The 20,378-nt window shown below is 61.6% G+C and carries 15 protein-coding genes; 4 read left to right on the top strand and 11 right to left on the bottom strand.

Annotated features, from left to right (window positions below):
- Positions 1 to 683: 683 nt before the first annotated feature.
- The 7 genes from FIV39_RS06135 to amaB form a co-directional block, all read right to left on the bottom strand.
- The gene (locus tag FIV39_RS06135) at positions 684 to 1,400 is read right to left on the bottom strand and encodes an ABC transporter ATP-binding protein (protein WP_005784287.1); all 717 of its coding nucleotides are present in this window, start codon (positions 1,398 to 1,400) and stop codon (positions 684 to 686) included.
- On the bottom strand, positions 1,397 to 2,272 hold the full coding sequence (locus FIV39_RS06130; protein ID WP_090400843.1) for an ABC transporter ATP-binding protein: 876 nt from the start codon (positions 2,270 to 2,272) through the stop codon (positions 1,397 to 1,399). Before FIV39_RS06130 ends, FIV39_RS06135 begins: the two co-directional genes overlap by 4 nt.
- Positions 2,269 to 3,546 carry a high-affinity branched-chain amino acid ABC transporter permease LivM gene (livM, locus tag FIV39_RS06125; protein ID WP_053134492.1) on the bottom strand — a complete coding sequence of 426 codons (1,278 nt, stop codon included), beginning with the start codon at positions 3,544 to 3,546 and terminating at the stop codon, positions 2,269 to 2,271. Before livM ends, FIV39_RS06130 begins: the two co-directional genes overlap by 4 nt.
- A gap of 2 nt (positions 3,547 to 3,548) precedes the next feature.
- On the bottom strand, positions 3,549 to 4,463 hold the full coding sequence (locus tag FIV39_RS06120) for an ABC transporter permease subunit (protein WP_090400844.1): 915 nt from the start codon (positions 4,461 to 4,463) through the stop codon (positions 3,549 to 3,551).
- Positions 4,464 to 4,647: 184 nt separating this feature from the next.
- Positions 4,648 to 5,784, bottom strand: a complete 1,137-nt coding sequence (locus tag FIV39_RS06115) for a branched-chain amino acid ABC transporter substrate-binding protein (protein ID WP_090400845.1) — start codon at positions 5,782 to 5,784, stop codon at positions 4,648 to 4,650.
- 374 nt (positions 5,785 to 6,158) lie between these two features.
- Positions 6,159 to 7,442, bottom strand: a complete 1,284-nt coding sequence (gene amaA / locus FIV39_RS06110; RefSeq protein WP_090400846.1) for an L-pipecolate oxidase — start codon at positions 7,440 to 7,442, stop codon at positions 6,159 to 6,161.
- Between the two features lie 170 nt (positions 7,443 to 7,612).
- On the bottom strand, positions 7,613 to 9,103 hold the full coding sequence (amaB, locus tag FIV39_RS06105) for an L-piperidine-6-carboxylate dehydrogenase (RefSeq protein ID WP_090400847.1): 1,491 nt from the start codon (positions 9,101 to 9,103) through the stop codon (positions 7,613 to 7,615).
- A gap of 153 nt (positions 9,104 to 9,256) precedes the next feature.
- Here amaB and FIV39_RS06100 point away from each other — a divergent pair, with 153 nt between their 5' ends.
- From FIV39_RS06100 to nadE, 3 genes are all read left to right on the top strand, one after another.
- Positions 9,257 to 10,147 (top strand): LysR family transcriptional regulator, encoded by an 891-nt coding sequence (locus FIV39_RS06100; RefSeq protein ID WP_090400848.1) that lies wholly within the window; start codon positions 9,257 to 9,259, stop codon positions 10,145 to 10,147.
- A gap of 207 nt (positions 10,148 to 10,354) precedes the next feature.
- The gene (gene pncB / locus FIV39_RS06095; RefSeq protein ID WP_053134484.1) at positions 10,355 to 11,569 is read left to right on the top strand and encodes a nicotinate phosphoribosyltransferase; all 1,215 of its coding nucleotides are present in this window, start codon (positions 10,355 to 10,357) and stop codon (positions 11,567 to 11,569) included.
- Between the two features lie 3 nt (positions 11,570 to 11,572).
- Positions 11,573 to 12,400 (top strand): ammonia-dependent NAD(+) synthetase, encoded by an 828-nt coding sequence (gene nadE / locus FIV39_RS06090; RefSeq protein WP_090400849.1) that lies wholly within the window; start codon positions 11,573 to 11,575, stop codon positions 12,398 to 12,400.
- Positions 12,401 to 12,525: 125 nt separating this feature from the next.
- Here the strand turns inward: nadE and azu are convergent, their stop codons facing one another.
- Positions 12,526 to 12,972, bottom strand: coding sequence for an azurin (azu, locus tag FIV39_RS06085; protein WP_090400850.1), 447 nt, complete (start codon positions 12,970 to 12,972; stop codon positions 12,526 to 12,528).
- Positions 12,973 to 13,304: 332 nt separating this feature from the next.
- On the opposite strand from azu, the gene FIV39_RS06080 reads away from it, so the two are divergent.
- Positions 13,305 to 13,487: a hypothetical protein gene (locus FIV39_RS06080; RefSeq protein WP_032890516.1), complete on the top strand. Its 183-nt coding sequence runs from the start codon at positions 13,305 to 13,307 to the stop codon at positions 13,485 to 13,487.
- 46 nt (positions 13,488 to 13,533) lie between these two features.
- Here the strand turns inward: FIV39_RS06080 and FIV39_RS06075 are convergent, their stop codons facing one another.
- The 3 genes from FIV39_RS06075 to FIV39_RS06060 all read right to left on the bottom strand — a co-directional run bounded on the left by FIV39_RS06075 (position 13,534) and on the right by FIV39_RS06060 (position 20,361).
- Entirely contained in the window at positions 13,534 to 14,424 is an 891-nt protein-coding gene (locus FIV39_RS06075; protein WP_090400851.1) for a transglutaminase family protein, read from the bottom strand.
- On the bottom strand, positions 14,424 to 16,910 hold the full coding sequence (locus FIV39_RS06070; RefSeq protein ID WP_090400852.1) for a circularly permuted type 2 ATP-grasp protein: 2,487 nt from the start codon (positions 16,908 to 16,910) through the stop codon (positions 14,424 to 14,426). The genes FIV39_RS06075 and FIV39_RS06070 overlap by 1 nt, the downstream gene beginning before the upstream one ends.
- A 160-nt stretch (positions 16,911 to 17,070) precedes the next feature.
- Positions 17,071 to 20,361: a transglutaminase family protein gene (locus tag FIV39_RS06060; protein WP_090400853.1), complete on the bottom strand. Its 3,291-nt coding sequence runs from the start codon at positions 20,359 to 20,361 to the stop codon at positions 17,071 to 17,073.
- Positions 20,362 to 20,378 lie beyond the last annotated feature (17 nt).

Genomic DNA, 20,378 nt, shown 5'->3' with positions numbered 1-20,378 from the left:
CCGTGGCTTGCAGCTATGTGCGCGCAGGTTATCCACAGCTGCGCCCACAGTCTTTGGGGGCAAGTGCAAAACGCTTCAGACCACTGTGTACAAGGCTTCCAGGCGATTTTAGAAAGTTTTTTGCTTGACCTTGGTCAGGCCGTATGTAGGCCTATCGGCAGTGAGGAAATCAGGACGATGGCTCCAGGCCAGTCACTACGGCCTCTGCGGACGTCTTTCCAGAGTTTAGTCACAGACTTATCCACAGGCAGAAGAGACATGTTTCGGTCACATACCTGTGTCTTTAAACAGGTTGACAAACCCCTCGACAGGTCGCCAAAAAGCAGCTGCTCAAAAAATAACCACAACGCTGAAAGCCACGGAATTAAAGGCTTTCAGCCAGCTACTCCCACGTTACCCACAGCCGGTTCCACAGTGGATGGGGACAAGTCAAAACTGTGACAAAACAGGGATTTGCGGCGGCTATATGTCGCGCTTTGGAGGGTGGCTGGATTTGTTTTCCACAATTTGGTGGAGAGCTTGTGGACAGTACAAAACCAAATGTGGGAGGGGCGGTGCGACGACTCGACTTGCCCCCAATGGCGGTGGGTCAGCATCAGATGTACTGACTGACACTCCGCTATCGGGGGCAAGTCGAGTCGTCGCACCGCCCCTCCCACAGGGGTACTGCGTCGTTATTTAGATCAGTGGCCGCCGAGGTAGGCGTTGCGCACTTCCTCGTTCACCAGCAGCTCCTTGCCGGTGCCTGTGAGGCGAATCTCACCGTTGACCATCACATACGCCCGGTCCGACAAGCGCAGCGCGTGGTTGGCGTTCTGCTCGACCAGGAAGATAGTCATCCCGGTGGAGGCCAGCTCGCGCAGGGTAGAAAAGATCTGCTTCACCACAATCGGCGCCAACCCCAGGCTCGGCTCATCCAACAGCAACAGCTTGGGCCGGCTCATCAGCGCGCGGGCGATGGCGAGCATTTGCTGCTCGCCACCCGACATGGTCATGGCGCGCTGGTTACGCCGCTCCTTAAGCCGTGGGAACAGCTCGAACATGCGCTGCATGTCCTCGCTGGCGAACTTGTCACCAATCGGGATGGTGCCCATCAGCAGGTTTTCCTCGACGGTCATGTCGGGGAACACCCGCCGCCCTTCCGGCGACTGCGCAATGCCGTTGGAGGCGATGTAGTGGGACGACTTGTGGGTAATGTCGACGCCGTTGTAGAGGATCTGCCCCGACTCGGCCCGTGGCTGGCCGAAGATCGACATCAGCAGCGTGGATTTACCCGCGCCGTTGGAGCCGATCAGGCTGACGGTTTCGCCTTCATTGATGTGCAGCGAGACTTTTTTCAGGGCCTGGATCGGGCCGTAGAACACGTCCAGGTCCTTCATTTCGAGGATAGGTGCACTCATACCAGCTCCTCTTCGTCCGCGCCCAGGTAGGCGGCAATCACTTTCGGGTCGTTGCGGATCGCTTCCGGCCCGCCTTCGGCGATCACGTTGCCGTGGTCCAGCACCACAATGTGGTCGGAAATACTCATCACCATGCCCATGTCGTGTTCGATCAGCACCACCGTCAGGTCGTGTTCGTCGCGCAACAGGCGAATCATCGCGCTGAGGGCTTCGGTTTCCTGGGGATTGAGGCCGGCAGCGGGCTCGTCCAGGCAGATGATCTGCGGCCGCGTGCACATGGCGCGGGCGATTTCCAGGCGGCGCTGTTGGCCGTAGGAAAGCTCGCCGGCCAGGCGGTTGGCGCAGTCCACCAGGTCCACCACTTCGAGCCAGTAGAACGCGTGGTCGAGCGCATCGCTTTCGGCCTTGCGGTAGCCCTTGGTGTTGAGGATGCCCGCCAGCATGTTGCGGTTGACCCACATGTGCTGGGCCACCAGCAGGTTTTCCAGCACCGACATTTCCTTGAACAGGCGAATGTTCTGGAAAGTTCGCGCCAGGCCGGCGCGGTTAACCAGGTGGGTGCCGCCAAACATCTTGTAGTACACCCGGCTCAAGAAGCTTTTTGGCGACACGAAGTCGATCGCCTTGAAGCGCTCGCCAAGCAGCTGGATCACGTTGGTCTGCTTGCCGCGAATGTTCAGTTCGATCTTGCCGCCGCTGGCTTTGTAGAAGCCGGTGAGGCAGTTGAACACGGTGGTCTTGCCCGCGCCGTTGGGGCCGATCAGGGCGAAGATCGAGTTGCGTTCGACCTTGAGGCTCACATCGCTCAAGGCCTTGATGCCACCGAAGTGCATCATCAGGTGTTCTACGCAGAGGACGACTTCCTTGCTCATGGCGCCACTCCTTTACGTGGGGTCACACCGGTACGGCTGATCCGGATCAGGCCGCGCGGTCGCCAGATCATCATCACCACCATCAACACGCCAAACAGCAGCACGCGGTATTCGCTGAAGCTGCGCAGCAGTTCAGGCGCGACGGTCAATACAAACGCCGCGATCACCACGCCGACCGTCGAGCCCATGCCGCCCAACACCACGATGGCCAGGATCAGCGCCGACTCGAAGAAGGTGAACGACGACGGGTTGACGAAGCCTTGATAACTGGCAAAGAACACCCCGGCCAAACCGGCAGTTGACGCGCCGATAGTGAAGGCCGAGAGCTTGACCAGCACGTGGTTCAGGCCCATGGAGCGGCAGGCGATCTCATCTTCGCGCAAGGCTTCCCAGGCCCGGCCGACCGGCATGCGAGTCAGGCGGTGCTTGATGTACAGCACGGCCAGCACCACCAGGAACAGCACGATGTAGATGAACATGAACTTGATGTTGGGGTTGTAATCGATGCCGAAGAACTCGTGGAACGGAATCCCGCCCTCCTTTGCCTTGCGCCCGAACTCAAGGCCAAGGAAGGTCGGCGAAGGCACCGGCATACCGTTCGGGCCGCCGGTGAACGACAGCCAGTTATTGAGGACCAGGCGAATGATTTCACCGAAGCCGAGGGTCACGATGGCCAGGTAGTCACCGTGCATTCGCAGTACCGGGAAGCCGAGTATGCACCCCGCCAGCGCCGCCGCGATGGCTGCCAGCGGCAACACGCTCCAGAAGCCCAGGCCGAGGTATTGATAACCCAGCGCCAGGCCGTAGGCACCGATGGCGTAGAACGCCACGTAACCCAGGTCGAGCAGCCCGGCCAGGCCGACCACGATGTTCAGGCCCAGGCCCAGCAACACGTAGATCAGCCCGAGGATCACCACGGTCAGCAGGTACTTGTTGGCGAAGATCGGGAACACGATGGCGATCACGATCAGTGCCGGGATGATCCAGCGCAGCCGCGACTTGTAGTCCGGTGGCAGCACATGCACGCCGGAGCCGCTGCTTTCGAAGCCCTGCAGAATCTTCAGGCCCTTGGGGGTTTGCAGGAACAGGCTGAGGGCAAAGCGCCCGGCCATCACGATGGCGACCAACGTGGCGACGCGCGCAGGCTCCAGGTTGAAGCTGTAGCCGTCAAGGACTACGCCGACGATCGGACCGAACACGATCAGCGAAATAAGGCCGGCGAGGACCGTATCGACCACACTTTTCTTGATATCGATGGGTTTGGCAGCAGACATGTTTACACCTTCGCCACAAGTGGGCGACCAAGCAGGCCCTGAGGACGGAAAATCAGAATCACCACCAGCAGGGAGAAACTGAACACGTCTTTGTAGTCAGAGTTGATCAACCCCGAGAACAACGACTCGGAAATACCCAGGATGATCCCGCCCAGCATCGCCCCAGGCAGGGAACCGATGCCGCCGAGCACCGCTGCGGTAAACGCCTTGATGCCGATGATGAAGCCGGCGTAGAAGTCGAACGTGCCGTAGTTGAGGGTAATCAGCACGCCGGCCAGGGCCGCCATGGCGGCACCGATGACAAACACGTAGGAGATGACGCGGTCGGTGTTGATCCCCAGGATCGAGGCCATCTTGCGGTCTTGCTGGGTGGCGCGGCACATGCGGCCGAGCTTGGTGTACTTGATGATGTAGGTGAGCAACGCCATGCCGGCAAACGCCGCCACGAGGATGAAGATCTTGGTGTACGTGAGCTGGACGAACCCACTGCCGATATCGACGCGCCAGGCGCCGGCCAGCAGGGTTGGAATGCCTTGTTGTTTCGCGCCCTGGGCGATCTGCGCGTAGTTCTGCAGGATCAGGGAAATCCCGATGGCGCTGATCAGCGGAGCCAGTCGGGTGGAGTTGCGCAGCGGTTTGTAGGCGACCCGTTCGATAACCCAACCGTACACGCCGGTGACGACCACGGTGAAGATCAGGGTGCCGAGAATGAGCAGCGGGAAGGATTCGATGCCGAAGTAAGCCAGCAGTGCCAGACTGATCGCCGCGAGGTAAGCGGAAATCATATAAACCTCGCCGTGGGCGAAGTTGATCATGCCAATGATGCCATAGACCATTGTGTAGCCGATGGCGATCAGGCCATAGACCGACCCGAGGGTCAGGCCGTTGACCAGTTGCTGCAGGAAAATACCATCCATAACGCAATCTCACGCGGTGAGCACCTGCACACCAGTCGGTGTGCGGCGCTTCTGGAGGAAAAGACAGATCTCAATAACAACACGGGTCCCAATGTGGGAGGGGGCTTGCCCCCGATAGCGGTGTGTCAGTCAACAATTGTTCATCTGACGCACCGCATCGGGAGCAAGCCCCCTCCCACATGGATTACTTCTGCTTTTCCAACTGGTGGTATTTGCCGTCTTTATCCCACTGGTAAACCACGTAGTCGGAGACTTTCAGGTCGCCTTTCGCGTCCCAGGTCTTCTCGCCCATCACGGTTTTGACCGGGTGCGCTTTCAGCCATTTGGCTGCGTCTTCGCCCTTGTTGGACTTGGCGCCGTTGAAGCCGGCGGCCAGGGCCTGCAGCGAGGCGTAGGCGTACAGGGTGTAGCCTTCTGGTTCATAGCCGGCCTTGCGGAACTCCTCCACTACGGCCTTGCTGTCTGGCAGCAGGCGTGGGTCGGCGCCGAAGGTCATATACACGCCGTCGACGTATTGCGCGCCGCCAGCGGTGGCCACCAGTTCATCGGTCACCACGCCGTCATCGGACATGAACTTCACGTCTTTGAGACCAGCTTCACGAATCTGGCGAACCAGCGGACCGGCTTCCGGGTGCAGGCCGCCGAAGTAGACCACGTCGGCGCCCAGGGAGCGGATTTTGGTGACCAAGGCGCTGAAGTCTTTCTCGCCACGGGTCAGGCCTTCTTCCAGCACCGGCTTGACGCCGCGCTTGGTCAACTGGGCGGAGGTGGCGTCGGCCAGGCCTTTGCCGTAGGTGTCCTTGTCGTTGATGACGGCGACTTTCTTGCCCTTGAGCACGTCGACGATGTAATCGCCGGCGACGATGCCTTGCTGGTCGTCACGGCCGCACATACGGAACATGGCGCCCAGGCCACGCTCGGTCACTGCTGGGTTAGTGGAGCCTGGGGTGATCGCGATAATGCCCGCTTCGTCATAGACCTCGGAGGCCGGGATGGTGTTCGACGAGCAGAAGTGCCCGACCACGCCGATCACTTTGTCCTGATCCGCCAAGCGGTTGGCCACGGCCACGGCCTGCTTGGGTTCGCAGGCGTCGTCGCCGGCCACCAGTACGACTTTCTCGCCGTTAATCCCGCCGGCCTTGTTGATCACCTCGGCTGCCGCCTGGGCACCCTTCATGTACTGCTCACCGAAAGAGGCGTTGGCGCCCGTCATGGGCCCCGCTACGCCAATCTTCACATCAGCTTGAACAAACGTAGAAACACCCAGCGCCGTTGCAACGGCGAGGGCCAGAAAACCTTTCTTGTAAAACGTCTGGGACATGAGTGGTGCTCCGATATTTTTGATTTTTGGCACGACAACTTGCATTCAAACCTTTCACTGAAAGCTCAGAGCAAGCGTCGTGCCAGTACGTTTTTATTCTTCAAAAAGACACGGTGTCATTGTTATTACAGGCCTTTCGACTCCGCTCGCCAGGACGTGCAACCCCCTGGCATCAATAGGTGCAACCCACGGACCAAAAAAGTACAACCCTGGCGGGTCGCACCTGCAACCAAAGCAATAAACGATAGTTCCTACAGCTGTAACAGACTGCGTAACGGAACTGCACATTTACAGTGCGCGACTGCTACGACCTGCACCAATACAGATTAGTAGCCGGCGAAGAAAATGCAGGCTTCTGAGCGGTATTTCGCTGATCAGATCACGATCCTCAGGCATTGCCCGGCGTGATAGAGCGAAAATCCGGCTTCATACAGGCAACTGCGCAGCCCAACCCCCGCCAGCGGTTGCATGGGTGCAAACGGAATCGGCAACGCCTGGGGATTCTGGTGACACAAATAGTCGGCAAACGCCTTGCCGACCACGCTGCCGGTGGTCACGCCACGCCCGTTATAGCCGGTTACCGCCACCAGGCCGGGGGCTGGCTCGAACAGGCGCATCAGGTGATCGGGGGTGAAGGCGATGCAGCCGGTCCAGGTGAACTCCCATTGCACCGACTTGAGGTACGGGAAGTAGTGCTGCTGCACCCGATCAGCCCACGCCTTGAGGAACCACGCCGGTTTCTGGTTGCCGTTGCCCAGGCTGCCGAGCAGCAGGCGGCCATCGGCATCGCGGCGGATGCTGCTCAACACTTGGCGTGTGTCCCATGAGCCTTGGCCGCCGGGCAGAATCTGCTCGGCGGCGGCGTCGGCCAGCGGCGCGGAGGCGACCTGGTAGTAGTAGCCGGGGAAAAAATTGCGCCGCAGCTCGGTCCACTCACCTTCGGTGTAGGCATTGGAGGCGATCACCACCTGTGCAGCCTGCACAGCGCCCTGGGCGGACTGTACCGACCAGTGTGACCCCTGGCGTTCAAGCCGGGTGACCGGGGAATGGTCGAACAACTGCCCACCAAGGCCTACGGCGGCATTCGCCAGGCCACTGGTGTAGGCCATCGGGTTCAAGGTGCCGGCACGCCGATCCAGCAAGGCGGCGGCGATTTTCTTCGTGCCGGTGGCGTGCTCGCAGGCTTGGCCGGTGAGCAATTGCACCGGCGCGCCGCGGCGCTTCCACTGTTCTTCACGACTGCGCAAATCCGCCTCGCCACGGGCGTTATGCGCCATGTGCAGGGTGCCCTCGCGGCGTAATTGGCAATCGATGTTGTATTTGTCGATCAGGCTGAACACCAGCGACGGTGCCGCGCCGAGCATGCGGTTGAGCTGGCTGCCCACCGCTTCGCCGAAACCGGCTTCGATCTCGTCCGGGGGGATCCACAGGCCGGCATTCACCAACCCGACGTTGCGCCCCGAACCACCGTGGCCGGTGCGATGGGCCTCCAGCACGGCAACGCTTTTACCCTGTTCCAGCAAATGAATGGCGGCCGACAATCCGGTGATGCCGGCGCCGATCACGCACACATCCACCTTGACCTCGCCCTTGAGCGCGGCGCGATCGGGCCGGCCAGGGGTGAGGTGTTCCCACAAACATGTTTCGCGTAGTGCCATTGCCAGACTCCGGTGAGACCCAACAAACATCTGTTCCGAACAGCAAAGAGGTCATCTGTGGGAGGGGGCTTGCTCCCGATAGCGGTGAATCAGGTTCAAATGTGTTAACTGACACATCGCTATCGGGAGCAAGCCCCCTCCCACAGGTTTAATGGTGTTTCGACAGGAAATCAGTCGAAGGTAATGCCCTGGGCCAATGGCAACTCCAGCGAGTAATTCACGGTGTTGGTCTGGCGGCGCATATACCCGCGCCATGCATCCGAACCCGACTCACGACCGCCACCGGTCTCTTTCTCACCGCCAAACGCGCCGCCAATCTCCGCGCCGCTCGGGCCGATGTTGACGTTGGCGATCCCGCAATCACTGCCCACCGCCGACATGAACTGCTCGGCTTCACGCACATCAGTGGTGAAGATGCACGAGGACAGGCCTTGGGGCACGGCGTTGTTCAGGCGCAGGGCTTCGGCGAAGTCCTTGTAGCCGACGACATACAGAATCGGTGCGAAGGTTTCGGTGCACACCACATCGCTCTGCTCAGGCATTTCGACAATGGCCGGCGACACGTAGTAGGCGTTGGGGAACTTGTCTTCCAGCTGGCGCTTGCCGCCGAACACTTTGCCGCCTTCGCTCAAGGCCTGCTCCAGGGCGTCCTGCATGTTGTCGAAGCCCTGCTTGTCGATCAGCGGGCCGATCAGGTTGCCTTCCAGCGGGTGGCCGATGCGCACTTTGGAATAGGCGGCCTTGAGGCGGGTGACGATTTCTTCCTTGACCGACTCGTGGGCAATCAGCCTGCGCAGGGTGGTGCAGCGCTGGCCGGCGGTGCCGACGGCGCTGAACAGGATGGCGCGTACGGCCATGTCCAGATCGGCGCTCGGGCCGAGGATCATCGCGTTGTTGCCGCCCAGTTCGAGGATGCTGCGGGCGAAACGCGCGGCAACTTTCGGCGCTACTTCGCGGCCCATGCGGGTGCTGCCGGTGGCGCTGATCAGCGCCACGCGTGGGTCATCCACCAGCGCAGCGCCGGCATCGCGGCCGCCGATGATCACCTGGCTCAGGTACTCGGGGGCGCCGTCGAATTTCTTCAGCACGCGCTCGAACAGCGCCTGGCAGGCCAGGGCCGTGAGTGGGGTCTTTTCCGACGGTTTCCAGATCACCGCGTTACCGCACACCAGGGCCAGGGTGGTGTTCCACGCCCACACAGCCACCGGGAAGTTAAAGGCGCTGATCACCCCGACCACGCCCAGCGGGTGCCAGGTTTCACGCATATGGTGGCCCGGACGCTCGGAGGCGATGGTCAAGCCGTACAGCTGGCGGGACAGGCCGACGGCGAAGTCGCAGATGTCGATCATTTCCTGCACTTCACCCAAGCCTTCCTGGGTGATCTTGCCGGCTTCCCAGGACACCAGCTCGCCCAGATCAGCCTTGTATTCGCGCAGTACATCACCCAACTGGCGCACCAACTCGCCGCGACGCGGTGCCGGCACTTTGCGCCAAGCCTCGAATGCATGCTCGGCGCGACTGACCTGTTGCTCCACCTCGGCGGCACCCTCCCAGTGCACACTGCCGATACGGCTGCCATCAATCGGCGAATGCACGGGTTGTTTACCCGCCTGGTATAGCGCAGGGTTTACCCCGAGACGATCAAGCAATGCGGCAACCATGGGTCACTCCTTCAATCTGCAAACAAAAAATCGCACCGTGTCACGCACGGCGATCCAGGCCTTATTTGTAGCTGGCCCAAGACTTGCCAACAAACGACGATTAGGCGAGATATCATTCCGTTTATTCATGCAAAGAATAAAAAGAGGCGTGCCGTGCTGAACAAAAGACATTTGCCCTCGATCACCGCCTTGCAGTGTTTCGAGGCCGCCACCCGCCACCTGAGCTTCACCCGCGCCGCCGAGGAGCTGAACCTCACGCAAAGCGCCGTGAGCAAACAGGTCGCGCAGCTGGAAGAACTGCTCCAGCACCTGCTGTTCCGCCGCGTACGCCGCCGTTTACAGATGACACCGGCGGGCGACCTGTACCTGGTGGAAGTGCGTAAGATCCTCACGCAGGTGGAGATGTCGACCCACTACCTGCGCTCCTACGGCGGCGAGACAGAAGTGTTGCGCGTGTCCACGCCCTACACGTTTGGCGCGCGCTGGCTGGTGCCACGCCTCAAGGGCTGGCGCCTGCGCCACCCGCAGATCCACTTGGACCTGTGCAACGAACAGGAGCCGGACGAACTGCTGCAAGGCAAGGCCGACATGGCCTTCTACTTCGGCCAGGGCTCGCGCCCCGGCACCGAGAGCCTGAAGCTGTTCAGCGAAGAGCTGGTGCCGGTATGCGCCCCGGAAAGCCTGCCGGCGCAGCCGTTCACCGATCCCACGCAACTGAGCGACCTGGTGCTACTGCAAAACGCCTCGCGCCCCCAGGGCTGGCACGACTGGTTTGCCGATCAGGGGTATCACACCGAGCACAGCTACCACGGCCCGCGTTTCGACACCTTTTATATGTGCATTCGTGCGGCGCAGGTGGGGTGTGGCGTGGCGCTGCTGCCGCGCTTCCTGGTGGAAGAGGAACTGGCCGATGGCAAGCTGGTGATCCCCTGGCAGCATGCGATGCCGAGCCAGGACGCGTATTACCTGGCCTATCCGGAGCATTCGGCGGAAGTGCCCAAGGTGCGGGAGTTTGTGAAGTGGATGATGGAGCAGGTTCTTTAGTGCATGGAATACCGCTATCGGGAGCAAGCCCCCTCCCACATTTGAAATGCATTCCACGTGTGGGAGGGGGCTTGCTCCCGATGAGGCCAGTGGCCTAACCGAAAAAAATCACTGGCAAAACCCCACAGGTCTATGCGCCACTAGCCCCCTTCCTTAATTGTGCGTAAAGGTCGGCACCCATCGCCGACCCGTCTGGAGATTCCCGTTATGAGCGAGAGTGTGTTTGCCGATCGCATCGTGCAGAACTTGCTCGACACCGACTTCTACAAGCTGACCATGATGCAGGCGGTGCTGCACAACTACCCCAATGTGGAAGTTGAATGGGAGTTTCGTTGCCGTAACAGCGAAGACCTGCGCCCGTACCTGGCGGAGATCCGCTACCAGATCGAGCGCCTTGCCGAACTGAGCCTGAGCCCGGACCAACTGGGGTTCCTGGAACGCATCAGCTTTATGAAGCCGGACTTCCTGCGCTTCCTCGGGCTGTTTCGCTTCAACCTGCGCTATGTGCAGACCGGCATCGAGAACGGCGAGCTGTTTATCCGCCTGCGCGGGCCGTGGCTGCATGTGATCCTGTTTGAGGTGCCGATGCTGGCCATCGTCAGCGAAGTGCGTAACCGCTACCGCTACCAGACCGTGATCCTCGAACAGGCCCGCGAGCAGCTGTACCGCAAGTTCGACTGGCTGACGGCCAACGCCAGCAGCGAAGAGCTGTCCGAGCTGCAAGTGGCCGACTTCGGCACGCGCCGACGCTTCTCATACCGCGTGCAGGAAGAAGTGGTCAGCGTGCTCAAGCATGACTTCCCCGGACGCTTTGTCGGCACCAGCAACGTGCACCTGGCGCGCGAGTTCGATATGAAACCGCTGGGCACCATGGCCCATGAATGGATCATGGCCCACCAGCAACTCGGCCCGCGCCTGATCGACAGCCAGATCGCCGCCCTCGACTGCTGGGTCCGCGAATACCGTGGCCTGCTCGGTATTGCCCTGACCGACTGCATCACCACCGACGCCTTCCTCGGCGACTTCGACTTGTACTTCGCCAAGCTGTTCGACGGCCTGCGCCATGACTCCGGCGACCCGGTGCAGTGGGCCGAAAAAGCCATCGCCCACTACCACAAGCTGGGCATCGAGCCGATGAGCAAGACCTTGGTGTTCTCCGACAGCCTGTCGTTGCCCAAGGCCCTGGAAATATTCCGCGCGCTGCGTGGTCGCATTAATGTGAGCTTCGGCATCGGCACCAACCTGACTTGCGATATTCCAGGGGTGGAACCGATGAGCATCGTGCTTAAAATGACTGCCTGCAATGGCCAGCCCGTCGCGAAGATCTCCGATGAAGCGGGCAAGACCCACTGCACCGACCCGAACTTTGTCGCCTATTTGCGTCACGTTTTCAAAGTACCTGCCATCTCTAGCAAGGAGTGAATCATGCAAGCCGTACAGCGTGAGATTGCTGAACAGCTCAAGGTCCAAGCGCCGTTCAAGGACCAGGCCGCCCTCGAGGCCGAGGTTGCCCGGCGTGTGGCGTTCATCCAGGACTGCCTGCGCAATTCCGGGCTCAAGACATTGGTGCTGGGCATCAGCGGCGGCGTCGACTCCCTGACCGCCGGCCTGCTGGCCCAACGCGCGATGCAGGAACTGCGCTCCAGCACCGGTGACGAGGCCTACCGCTTTATCGCCGTGCGCCTGCCCTACGAAACCCAGTTCGATGAAATCGATGCCCAGGCGTCGGTGGACTTTATCGAACCGGACGAACGCCACACCGTGAACATCGGCCCGGCGGTGAAATCCCTGGCCAATGAAGTGGCCGCGTTTGAAGGCAAGGCGGCGGTGTCCCGCGACTTCGTGCTCGGCAACACCAAGGCACGCATGCGCATGGTGGCGCAGTACACCATCGCTGGCGCGGCCAGCGGCCTGGTGATCGGTACCGATCATGCGGCGGAAGCGGTGATGGGCTTTTTCACCAAGTTCGGTGATGGCGCCTGCGACCTCGCGCCGTTGAGCGGCCTGGTGAAAAACCAGGTACGCGCGATTGCGCGGTTCTTTGGTGCGCCGGAGTCGTTGGTGGAGAAGGTTCCTACGGCCGACCTTGAAGACCTGTCGCCAGGTAAGCCGGATGAAGCGTCACATGGCGTGACTTATGCCGAGATCGATGCGTTCCTGCACAGTGAGCCGGTGCGGGAAGAGGCGTTTCGGATTATTTGCGAGACGTACCGCAAGACCGAGCACAAGCGGGTGATGCCGTTTGCGCCGTGAGGTGAGCCAGATAGTGTTGTGCTGATTGGCAGGCCGCCATCGGGGGCAAGCCCCCTCCCACATTTGAATGTGTTCACAACTCAAGTGTGGGAGGGGGCTTGCTCCCGATGAACGATAACGCGGTCTTACTTGACGACCACAGTGCCTTTCATCATCGAGATGTGGCCTGGGAACGAGCAGAAGAACGCGTAATCCGTACCGGCGGCCAGTTTCGACACATCGAAGGTCACCGAATCTTTCTCGCCGGCACCAATGATCTTGGTGTGGGCGATGATGCGATCGTCACCCTCTTTCAGGTAGTTCTTGTCGATGCCAGCGGCCATGCCATCAGTGGCAACCGGTTGCATGTTGGCGGCGCTGGTCAGCACCCAGTTATGACCCATGACGTTTTTCGGCAAGCTGCCGGAGTGAGTCAGCTCGACGGTGAACGTCTTGCAGCTCTTGTCGATCGTGATTTCCTTGGTGTTGAAGGACATCTGGTCAGTGGAGTCGACGGTGACCTTGCACTCTGCAGCAAGCAACTGGCCGCTAGCCAGAGTCAGCAGGGAAACAGCAACGAGTTTGGCAAACATGTGAATCTCCAAGGCAGGGTTTAAACAACGCGTAATGCGACAAGGGTGCCTGAGGCAGGCAGAAATTCTTATGACCTGAATCAACAGATTGTATACAACTTTAGGCTATCAGACTTATCGACACAATCAACCAGCCAAAGTGCCGCACGTTGCCTATGATCGGCCCATCACCCACTGGAGTCCGAGCCATGCACCTCAACCAACTGTTCAATGGCCTTCTGGCCGCATACGCCTGCGGTAAGTGAAGGCCAAGCGCCCCTTGAAGCTGCTACCATGTCGTCCCAAGGCAGCTGCGCGCCGCCACCCTCACCTTCGACCCTAGAGGATCGCCCATGGCCAAACCTAATTACTCCTTCGCCAAACGTCAGAGAGACTTGGCCAAGGAACAGAAGAAAGAGGAAAAACTGCAACGCAAGAAAGCCGCTGTCGATGAAGAAGCGGGCGCACTGAACCCGGACGCGGAAGGTGAAGTGGCAGCAGACGAGACTGAAACCCCGAAAGACCCGGCTGAATAAATTCTGTTGTGGTGAGCAGGCCCCCCTGTCTCACCACAATCCACCGTTATTCCAGCGGCATCACCGTCACCCGCACCTCCGGGTCATGGCTCCCTCCCCCCAGAATCACCCCGCGCAACGGCGATACATCGGAGAAATCCCGGCCCCAGGCCAAGGTGATGTGCTCCAGCGCCGGCTGCACATTGTTTGTCGGATCGAAATCCACCCAGCCCGATACGGGGCAATACACCGAGACCCAGGCGTGGGAGGCATCGGCGCCGATCAGCCGTGGCTGGCCGGGCGGTGGCTGGGTGAGCAGGTAGCCGCTGATATAACGCGCCGCCAGGCCGCGCGAGCGCAGGCAGGCGAGCATCAGATGGGCGAAGTCCTGGCACACGCCGCGTCGGCGCTCCAGCACTTCCACCAGCGGCGTGGCGACCTGGGTGGCTTCGGCATCGAAGGTGAATTCACTGAAGATCTTTTCCATCAACGCCTGCACACCCAATAGCAATGGCGCGCCAGGGGGGAAACAGCTTTCCGAGAACTCGACGAAGGTTTTCTTCAGGTGCACGTAGGGCGATTCGAAGCGATAGCGACAGGCTTCGATCAACTCGGGCGACAGCGGCTGGCTGCTGTAGGTCAGGCTGTCGCGGGTCTGGTCCCAGGCTGGCGACTGTCGGAAATCCAGCACAGGCCGCGCCAGCACTTCCACGGTCAGCCCGGCATTGACCAACAGTTCATCGTGGGGCCGTTCGAACGCCAGGCGGGTGATCGGGTTGCCGAACACGTCCAGCTCGTCCCGGCGTGAAGACGGCTGCGGGCTGATATCCAGTTGCTGGTCGCTGCAACGCTGCCAGGCGCAGGGCCGCGGCCATAAATGCGCCAGCTGCTGGGCCAGGGACACCGGGCTGTCGTAGTGGTAATGGGTATCGTGGAAAATCTGGTAGCGCGCACTCATCACACCGACACCGTTTGCTGGCTGACATCATCCACATGGGCAAAGTGGCGCAAGGCCAAACGATCCGACACTTGCCCACTCTCATCGGCGACCGCTTGCAGCAGGTCGGCCAGGCCTTCCAGTGCGGCACGCACGCTGGATTCGCCAAACAACGGGTTCTCCAGGCAAGCCAGGTCGAAACGCGCCAGGCGCTCCACCAACGGCGCCAACCCGGTCTCCCGTGGCACAGCAAAATCATCATTAAGACGGCGCAGGGTACGGCTCACCAGTTTCAGCTGGAACAGCACCGCGTGGGGGTTCTGTTCGTCCAGCAACAACAAATCCAGGACCGGGATCAACTGCGGCACCGCCAGGTAGCGCGAGCGGTAGGTGATGCTGCTGTTGCCGAGCTCCAGCAACCACTCCAGTCCCGCTTGGTCGAACACCGCCACGCCGCGCAGGAATGCCGCCAGGCTGCTGCTGAGAAATTGCAGACGCTCGATGCGCCGGCCCATCATCAGAAAACGCCAGCCTTCGTCGCGGGTCATGTCGTCCAGGGCAAACCCGGACAACGCGGCCAGGGACATCACCAGGCGGTTGAGGAAATCCAGTAACTCGCCAAAATCCGGGCTTTCACTTTCCAGCTCCAGGGCTTCGCGTTGCAGCTCCACCAGGGCCTGCCAGTTCTCACGGGACAACTTGCCGCGCACCTGGGACGCCGCCCACTGCAAGCGTTGCAGGTTGGCGCGCAGGCTCGACGGCCAATCATCGCCGAGCAAGGCCGCCTGCAAACGCTCGGGCAACTCGCCCTCCTCCGGCAGCAGCCGCAGGTTTTCACCCAACTCGATTGCCGCCTGCAATGCCAGGGGGTCGTCGCCGTCGACATAGCGCGCCAGCACGATCCGCAGCCAGCGTGCACTGTCGTCGCAGCGTTCGCAGTAACGGCCGAACCAGAACAGGTTTTCCACCACGCGGGACGGTAGATAAGGGTCGCGGCGCACCAGGTCGTGTGCGCCAATCGCGCGCTGGGCGCGCCAATGCTCGCCACTGCTGGCGCGCTCACCCAGCACCCAGGTGTCCTTGCTGGCGCCGCCGCGCTGCATCGACACCACTTCAGCATCGGCATCGGCCGCCACGCGGGTCAGGCCGCCGGGCAGTACACGGTAGCCCTCCGCGCTGGCCACGGCATACACCCGCATGCCGATGGCACGGTGTTGCAAGTGATCCTCCACGGTGTGCCACACCGGTGCCTGGGACAGTTGCGCCAGCTCCTGGGCGACATAGGCGTACGGCCGTGCACGCATGCGTTCGGCCAGGGCCTGGCGTTGTTCGTCGTTCAAGTCGCGACCGAATACCGGGGTAAAACTTTGCGATGGAAACGCCGGTTTGATCAGCAGCTCCGGCAGTTTCTCCAGGGCTTCGGCGAGCACCGGCGCCTCACCGCACCACCAGGTGGCGATGGACGGCAGGATCAATTCTTCGCCAAACAGGAACTGGTTGATCTTCGGTAGAAAGCCCAGCAACCCGGGGGATTCCAGCACGCCGCTGCCCAAGGCATTGGCCACCAGCACATTGCCCTGGCGCGCAGCGTCGAGCAGGCCGGGTACGCCGAGGGCGGAGTCAGTGCGCAGCTCCAGCGGGTCGCAGAAGTCGTCGTCGAGGCGACGCATGATCGCGTGCACCCGGCGCAGGCCGCTGAGGGTTTTCAGGAACACCGTGCTGTCGCGCACCGTGAGGTCGCCGCCTTCCACCAACGGGTAGCCGAGCTGGCGCGCGAGGTATAGGTGTTCGAAATAGCTCTCGTTGAAACGCCCAGGGGTGAGCAGCACGATCAGCGGCGGCTGGTCATCGCTCGGTGCCTGGCGGGCCAGGGTTTCCTGGAGCGTGCGGAAGAAACCGGTGAGGTGCTGCACCTGCAGATCACGGTACAGGTCGGGGAAGGCGCGGGACACGATGGTGCGGTTTTCCAGCGCATAACCTGCGCCAGAAGGCGCCTGAGTACGGTCGGCAGTGACCCACCAGCGACCATCCGGGGTACGCGCCAGGTCCACGGCATACAGGTGCAGAAACGCACCGTCAGGCGGTTGGATACCCTGGCACGGCCACAGGAAATTGTTATGCCCGAACACCAGCTCGGCCGGCAACAGGCCTTCCTTGATCAAGCGTTGCGGCCCGTAGAGGTCCGCCAGTACGGCGTTGAGCAAGCGCGCACGCTGGGCGATACCGGCTGACAGCTGTTGCCATTCATCGGCCGCCAGCACATGGGGCAGCAGGTCCAGTTCCCACGGGCGATCGGCGCCCTTGGGGTCGGCGTAGACGTTATAGGTCACGCCGTTTTCCTGGATCTGCCGGGTCAGCAGCGCCTGACGCTGGGCCAGTTGCGCGGGTGTGCTGCGTTGCAGGTGATCAAGCAGGCGCTGCCAATGGGCGCGCACCGCGCCACTGTCGTCCAGCAGTTCGTGATAAGTACCCGCAGTCAGCGGGTATTGGTCGAGCAAGTCGGGCATGGAACGCTCGGCAGAGGCAAAGGGGCTCAGATTAACCTAACAAACACTGCAAATCCCCTGTGGGAGGGGGCTTGCTCCCGATCGCGGTGGGTCAGTCAACCTATGTATCGGCTGATTCACCGTAATCGGGAGCAAGCCCCCTCCCACATTCTGATCGCATTTAGTCATTCTTATTGGGGTGACGCCGCAGATCCAAGGTCATCGGGAATTCGTCATTGATCACAACACTCGGCACGGTGAGCTTCCCAGGCGTGTGGCCGAGACGGAAAAACCGCGCCATGCGCCGACTCTCAGCCTCATTGGCGTTCACCGGCAAGCTGTCGTAGTTACGCCCACCCGGATGCGCAACATGGTACTGGCAGCCGCCCAGCGAGCGTTGCATCCAAGTGTCCAGCAGGTCGAACACCAGCGGCGCATGCACCGGGATGGTCGGTTGCAGGCAGTTGGCCGGTTGCCAGGCGCGGTAACGCACGCCGGCGACGAACTCACCGATGCGCCCGGTCGGTTGCATCGGCACCGGGATGCCATTGCAGGTCAGCAGGTAACGTTGCGGCGGCAGCCCGCTCAACTTCACCTGCAAACGCTCCAGGGACGAATCCACATAGCGCACCGTGCCACCCACCGCGCCCTCTTCGCCCAGTACATGCCAAGGCTCCAGGGCCTGGCGCAGTTCCAGCTCGATCCCGCTGACGGCGTAATCGCCAACCTTGGGGAAGCGGAACTCCAGGTGCGCGGCAAACCATTCGGCCCGCAACGGGTAACCGGCGGCGTTCAACTCGACGATCACGTCGGCAAAATCCTGCTCGATAAAGTGCGGCAACAGGAAGCGGTCATGCAGCTCGGTGCCCCAGCGCGCCAGTTTCGGCGGCGCATAGGGTTCGCGCCAGAAGCGCGCCACCAAGGCCCGCAGCAGCAATTGCTGGGTCAGGCTCATGCGTGCGTGGGGCGGCATTTCAAAGGCACGCAACTCGAGCAAGCCCAGACGGCCAGTGGCACCGTCGGGCGAGTAGAGTTTGTCGATACAGAATTCGGCGCGGTGGGTGTTGCCCGTCACGTCGATCAACAGGTTGCGCAGCAGGCGATCCACCAACCACGGCGGGCATTCTTCACCCGGCTGCGGCATTTGGGCAAAGGCGATTTCCAGCTCGTACAGCGCATCGTTGCGGGCTTCGTCCACCCGTGGTGCCTGGGAGGTCGGGCCGATAAACAGGCCGGAAAACAGGTACGACAGCGACGGGTGGTTGTGCCAATAGCTGATCAGGCTGCGCAGCAGGTCGGGCCGGCGCAGGAACGGTGAATCCTTGGGCGTCGCGCCCCCCAGCACAAAGTGGTTACCCCCGCCGGTGCCGGTGTGACGCCCGTCGATCATAAACTTCTCGGTGGTCAGCCGGGTTTGCCGCGCCTCCTCGTAGAGGAATTCGGTGCGCTCCACCAACTCGTCCCAGGTCGCGGACGGCTGCACGTTGACCTCGATCACACCCGGATCCGGCGTGACGCGGAAGTTGCTCAAGCGCATATCGAACGGTGGTTCGTAGCCTTCCAGCAGCACCGGGCAGTGCAGTTCCTCGGCGGTGGCTTCAATGGCGGCCACCAGCTCCAGGTAATCCTCGACGCGCTCCAGTGGCGGCATAAACAGGTACAGGCGGCCTTCCCGCGCTTCGGCACACAGGGCGGTGCGGGTCAGCCAGTCGGCGGACTCGTCGACCTCGGGCACACGCTCGTCGCTCGGCGCGGGGTCGCCATGGCTTTGCAGTTGGGTGCTGGTCGGCAGCTCCGGCTGATCCTGGTTAGGGTCGGTCGGGTGCACAAACGGATACTCCGCCGCCGTCACCCACGGCTGCGAGGCCAACGGCAGGCGATAGCCCAGCGGTGAATCCCCCGGCACCAGGCGGCAATGGTTATCGCGCAGGTACCAGCGCCCGCTCTGCCAGCGATCATTGGCGGCGGTGCGTGCCAGCGGCAGCACCTGGCCGATGACTTTATCCAGGCCTTGGCTGAACACTTTGCGCAGGCGTTCGCGCTCCAGGTCGTCGCTCAGGCGCGGGTCCTGGGCGGTGACGTTTTGCGGCAGCGCACCTTCGCGCCACAGGTAGTAGAAATTATCTTCGAAGGCCGGGAACACAAAGCGCGCCGGCAACTTCAGGCGCTCGGCGACGCTGGCCAGGAAGCGCCCGGCCATTACGCCATCGGCGCCGTAGTCCTGTTGTTCATCGGCGATCAGCGCGCTGTTGTGCCAGATGGGCACGCCGTCACGGCGCCAGTAGCAGTTAAGCGACCAGCGCGGCAATTGCTCGCCGGGGTACCACTTGCCCTGGCCGAAGTGCACCAGGCCCTTGGGTGCGTAGTGCTTGCGCATGCGCTGGAACAGCTCGGCGGACAAGCGACGCTTATCCGGCCCGAGGGCTGCGGTGTTCCACTCGGCGCCATCAGGGTCGTCGATGGAGACGAAGGTCGGCTCGCCGCCCATGGTCAGGCGCACATCATCCTTGAGCAGGTCGCCATCGATCTGCCGGCCCAGGGCCTGGATCGCCAGCCATTGCTCTTCGGTGTAGGGCTTGGTCACTCGTGGCGCTTCCCAGATGCGCTCAACCGACATCTCGTGGGTAAATTCGCACTCGCACGGTTCCACCAGCCCACTGATCGGCGCGGCTGAGGATGGATCAGGACTACAGGCCAACGGGATATGCCCTTCACCGGCGAACAGCCCGGAAGTGGCATCCAGACCGATCCAGCCGGCACCGGGCAAATACACTTCGCACCAAGCGTGCAGGTCGGTGAAGTCGACTTCGGTGCCGGAGGGGCCGTCGAGAGCTTTGACGTCGGCGGTCAGCTGGATCAGATAGCCGGACACAAACCGCGCCGCCAACCCGAGGTTGCGCAGCAATTGCACCAGCAACCAGGCCGAATCACGGCAGGAGCCGGAAGCGTTTTCCAGGGTGAATTCCGGGGTTTGCACGCCCGGTTCCATGCGAATCAGGTAGCCGATGTCGGCGGCCAGGCGCTGGTTGAGGCCCACCAGGAAATCCACGGCCGGCAGCGGCGTACGGTCGATGCCCGCCAGGTAGGCGGCAAACTTCGGCGTCAGCGGCAGGGTTTCCAGGTACGGGGCCAGCTCGCGCTGCTCATCGGCGGCGTAGCTGAAGGGGATTTTTTCGGCGTAGGGCTCGAGGAAAAAGTCGAACGGGTTGAACACCGCCATCTCGGCGACCAGGTCGACCTCGATGCGCAGTTCATCGGTCTTTTCCGGGAACACCAGACGCGCCAGGTAATTGCCCTGGGGGTCTTGCTGCCAATTGATGAAATGCTGCTCGGGCAGCACTTTGAGTGCGTAGGACAAAATCCGCGTGCGGCTATGGGCAGCCGGGCGCAGACGCACGATCTGTGGGCCGAGTTCGACCGCGCGGTCGTAGCGGTAATGCGTAACGTGGTGCAACGCGACATGAATCGACACGGCGGCCTCCTGCGAGC

The sequence above is a fragment of the Pseudomonas grimontii genome (assembly GCF_007858185.1).
Classification (GTDB): domain Bacteria; phylum Pseudomonadota; class Gammaproteobacteria; order Pseudomonadales; family Pseudomonadaceae; genus Aquipseudomonas; species Aquipseudomonas grimontii.
Note: the sequence above shows the minus strand (reverse complement) of the source record. Positions and strands in the feature narration are given on the sequence as shown.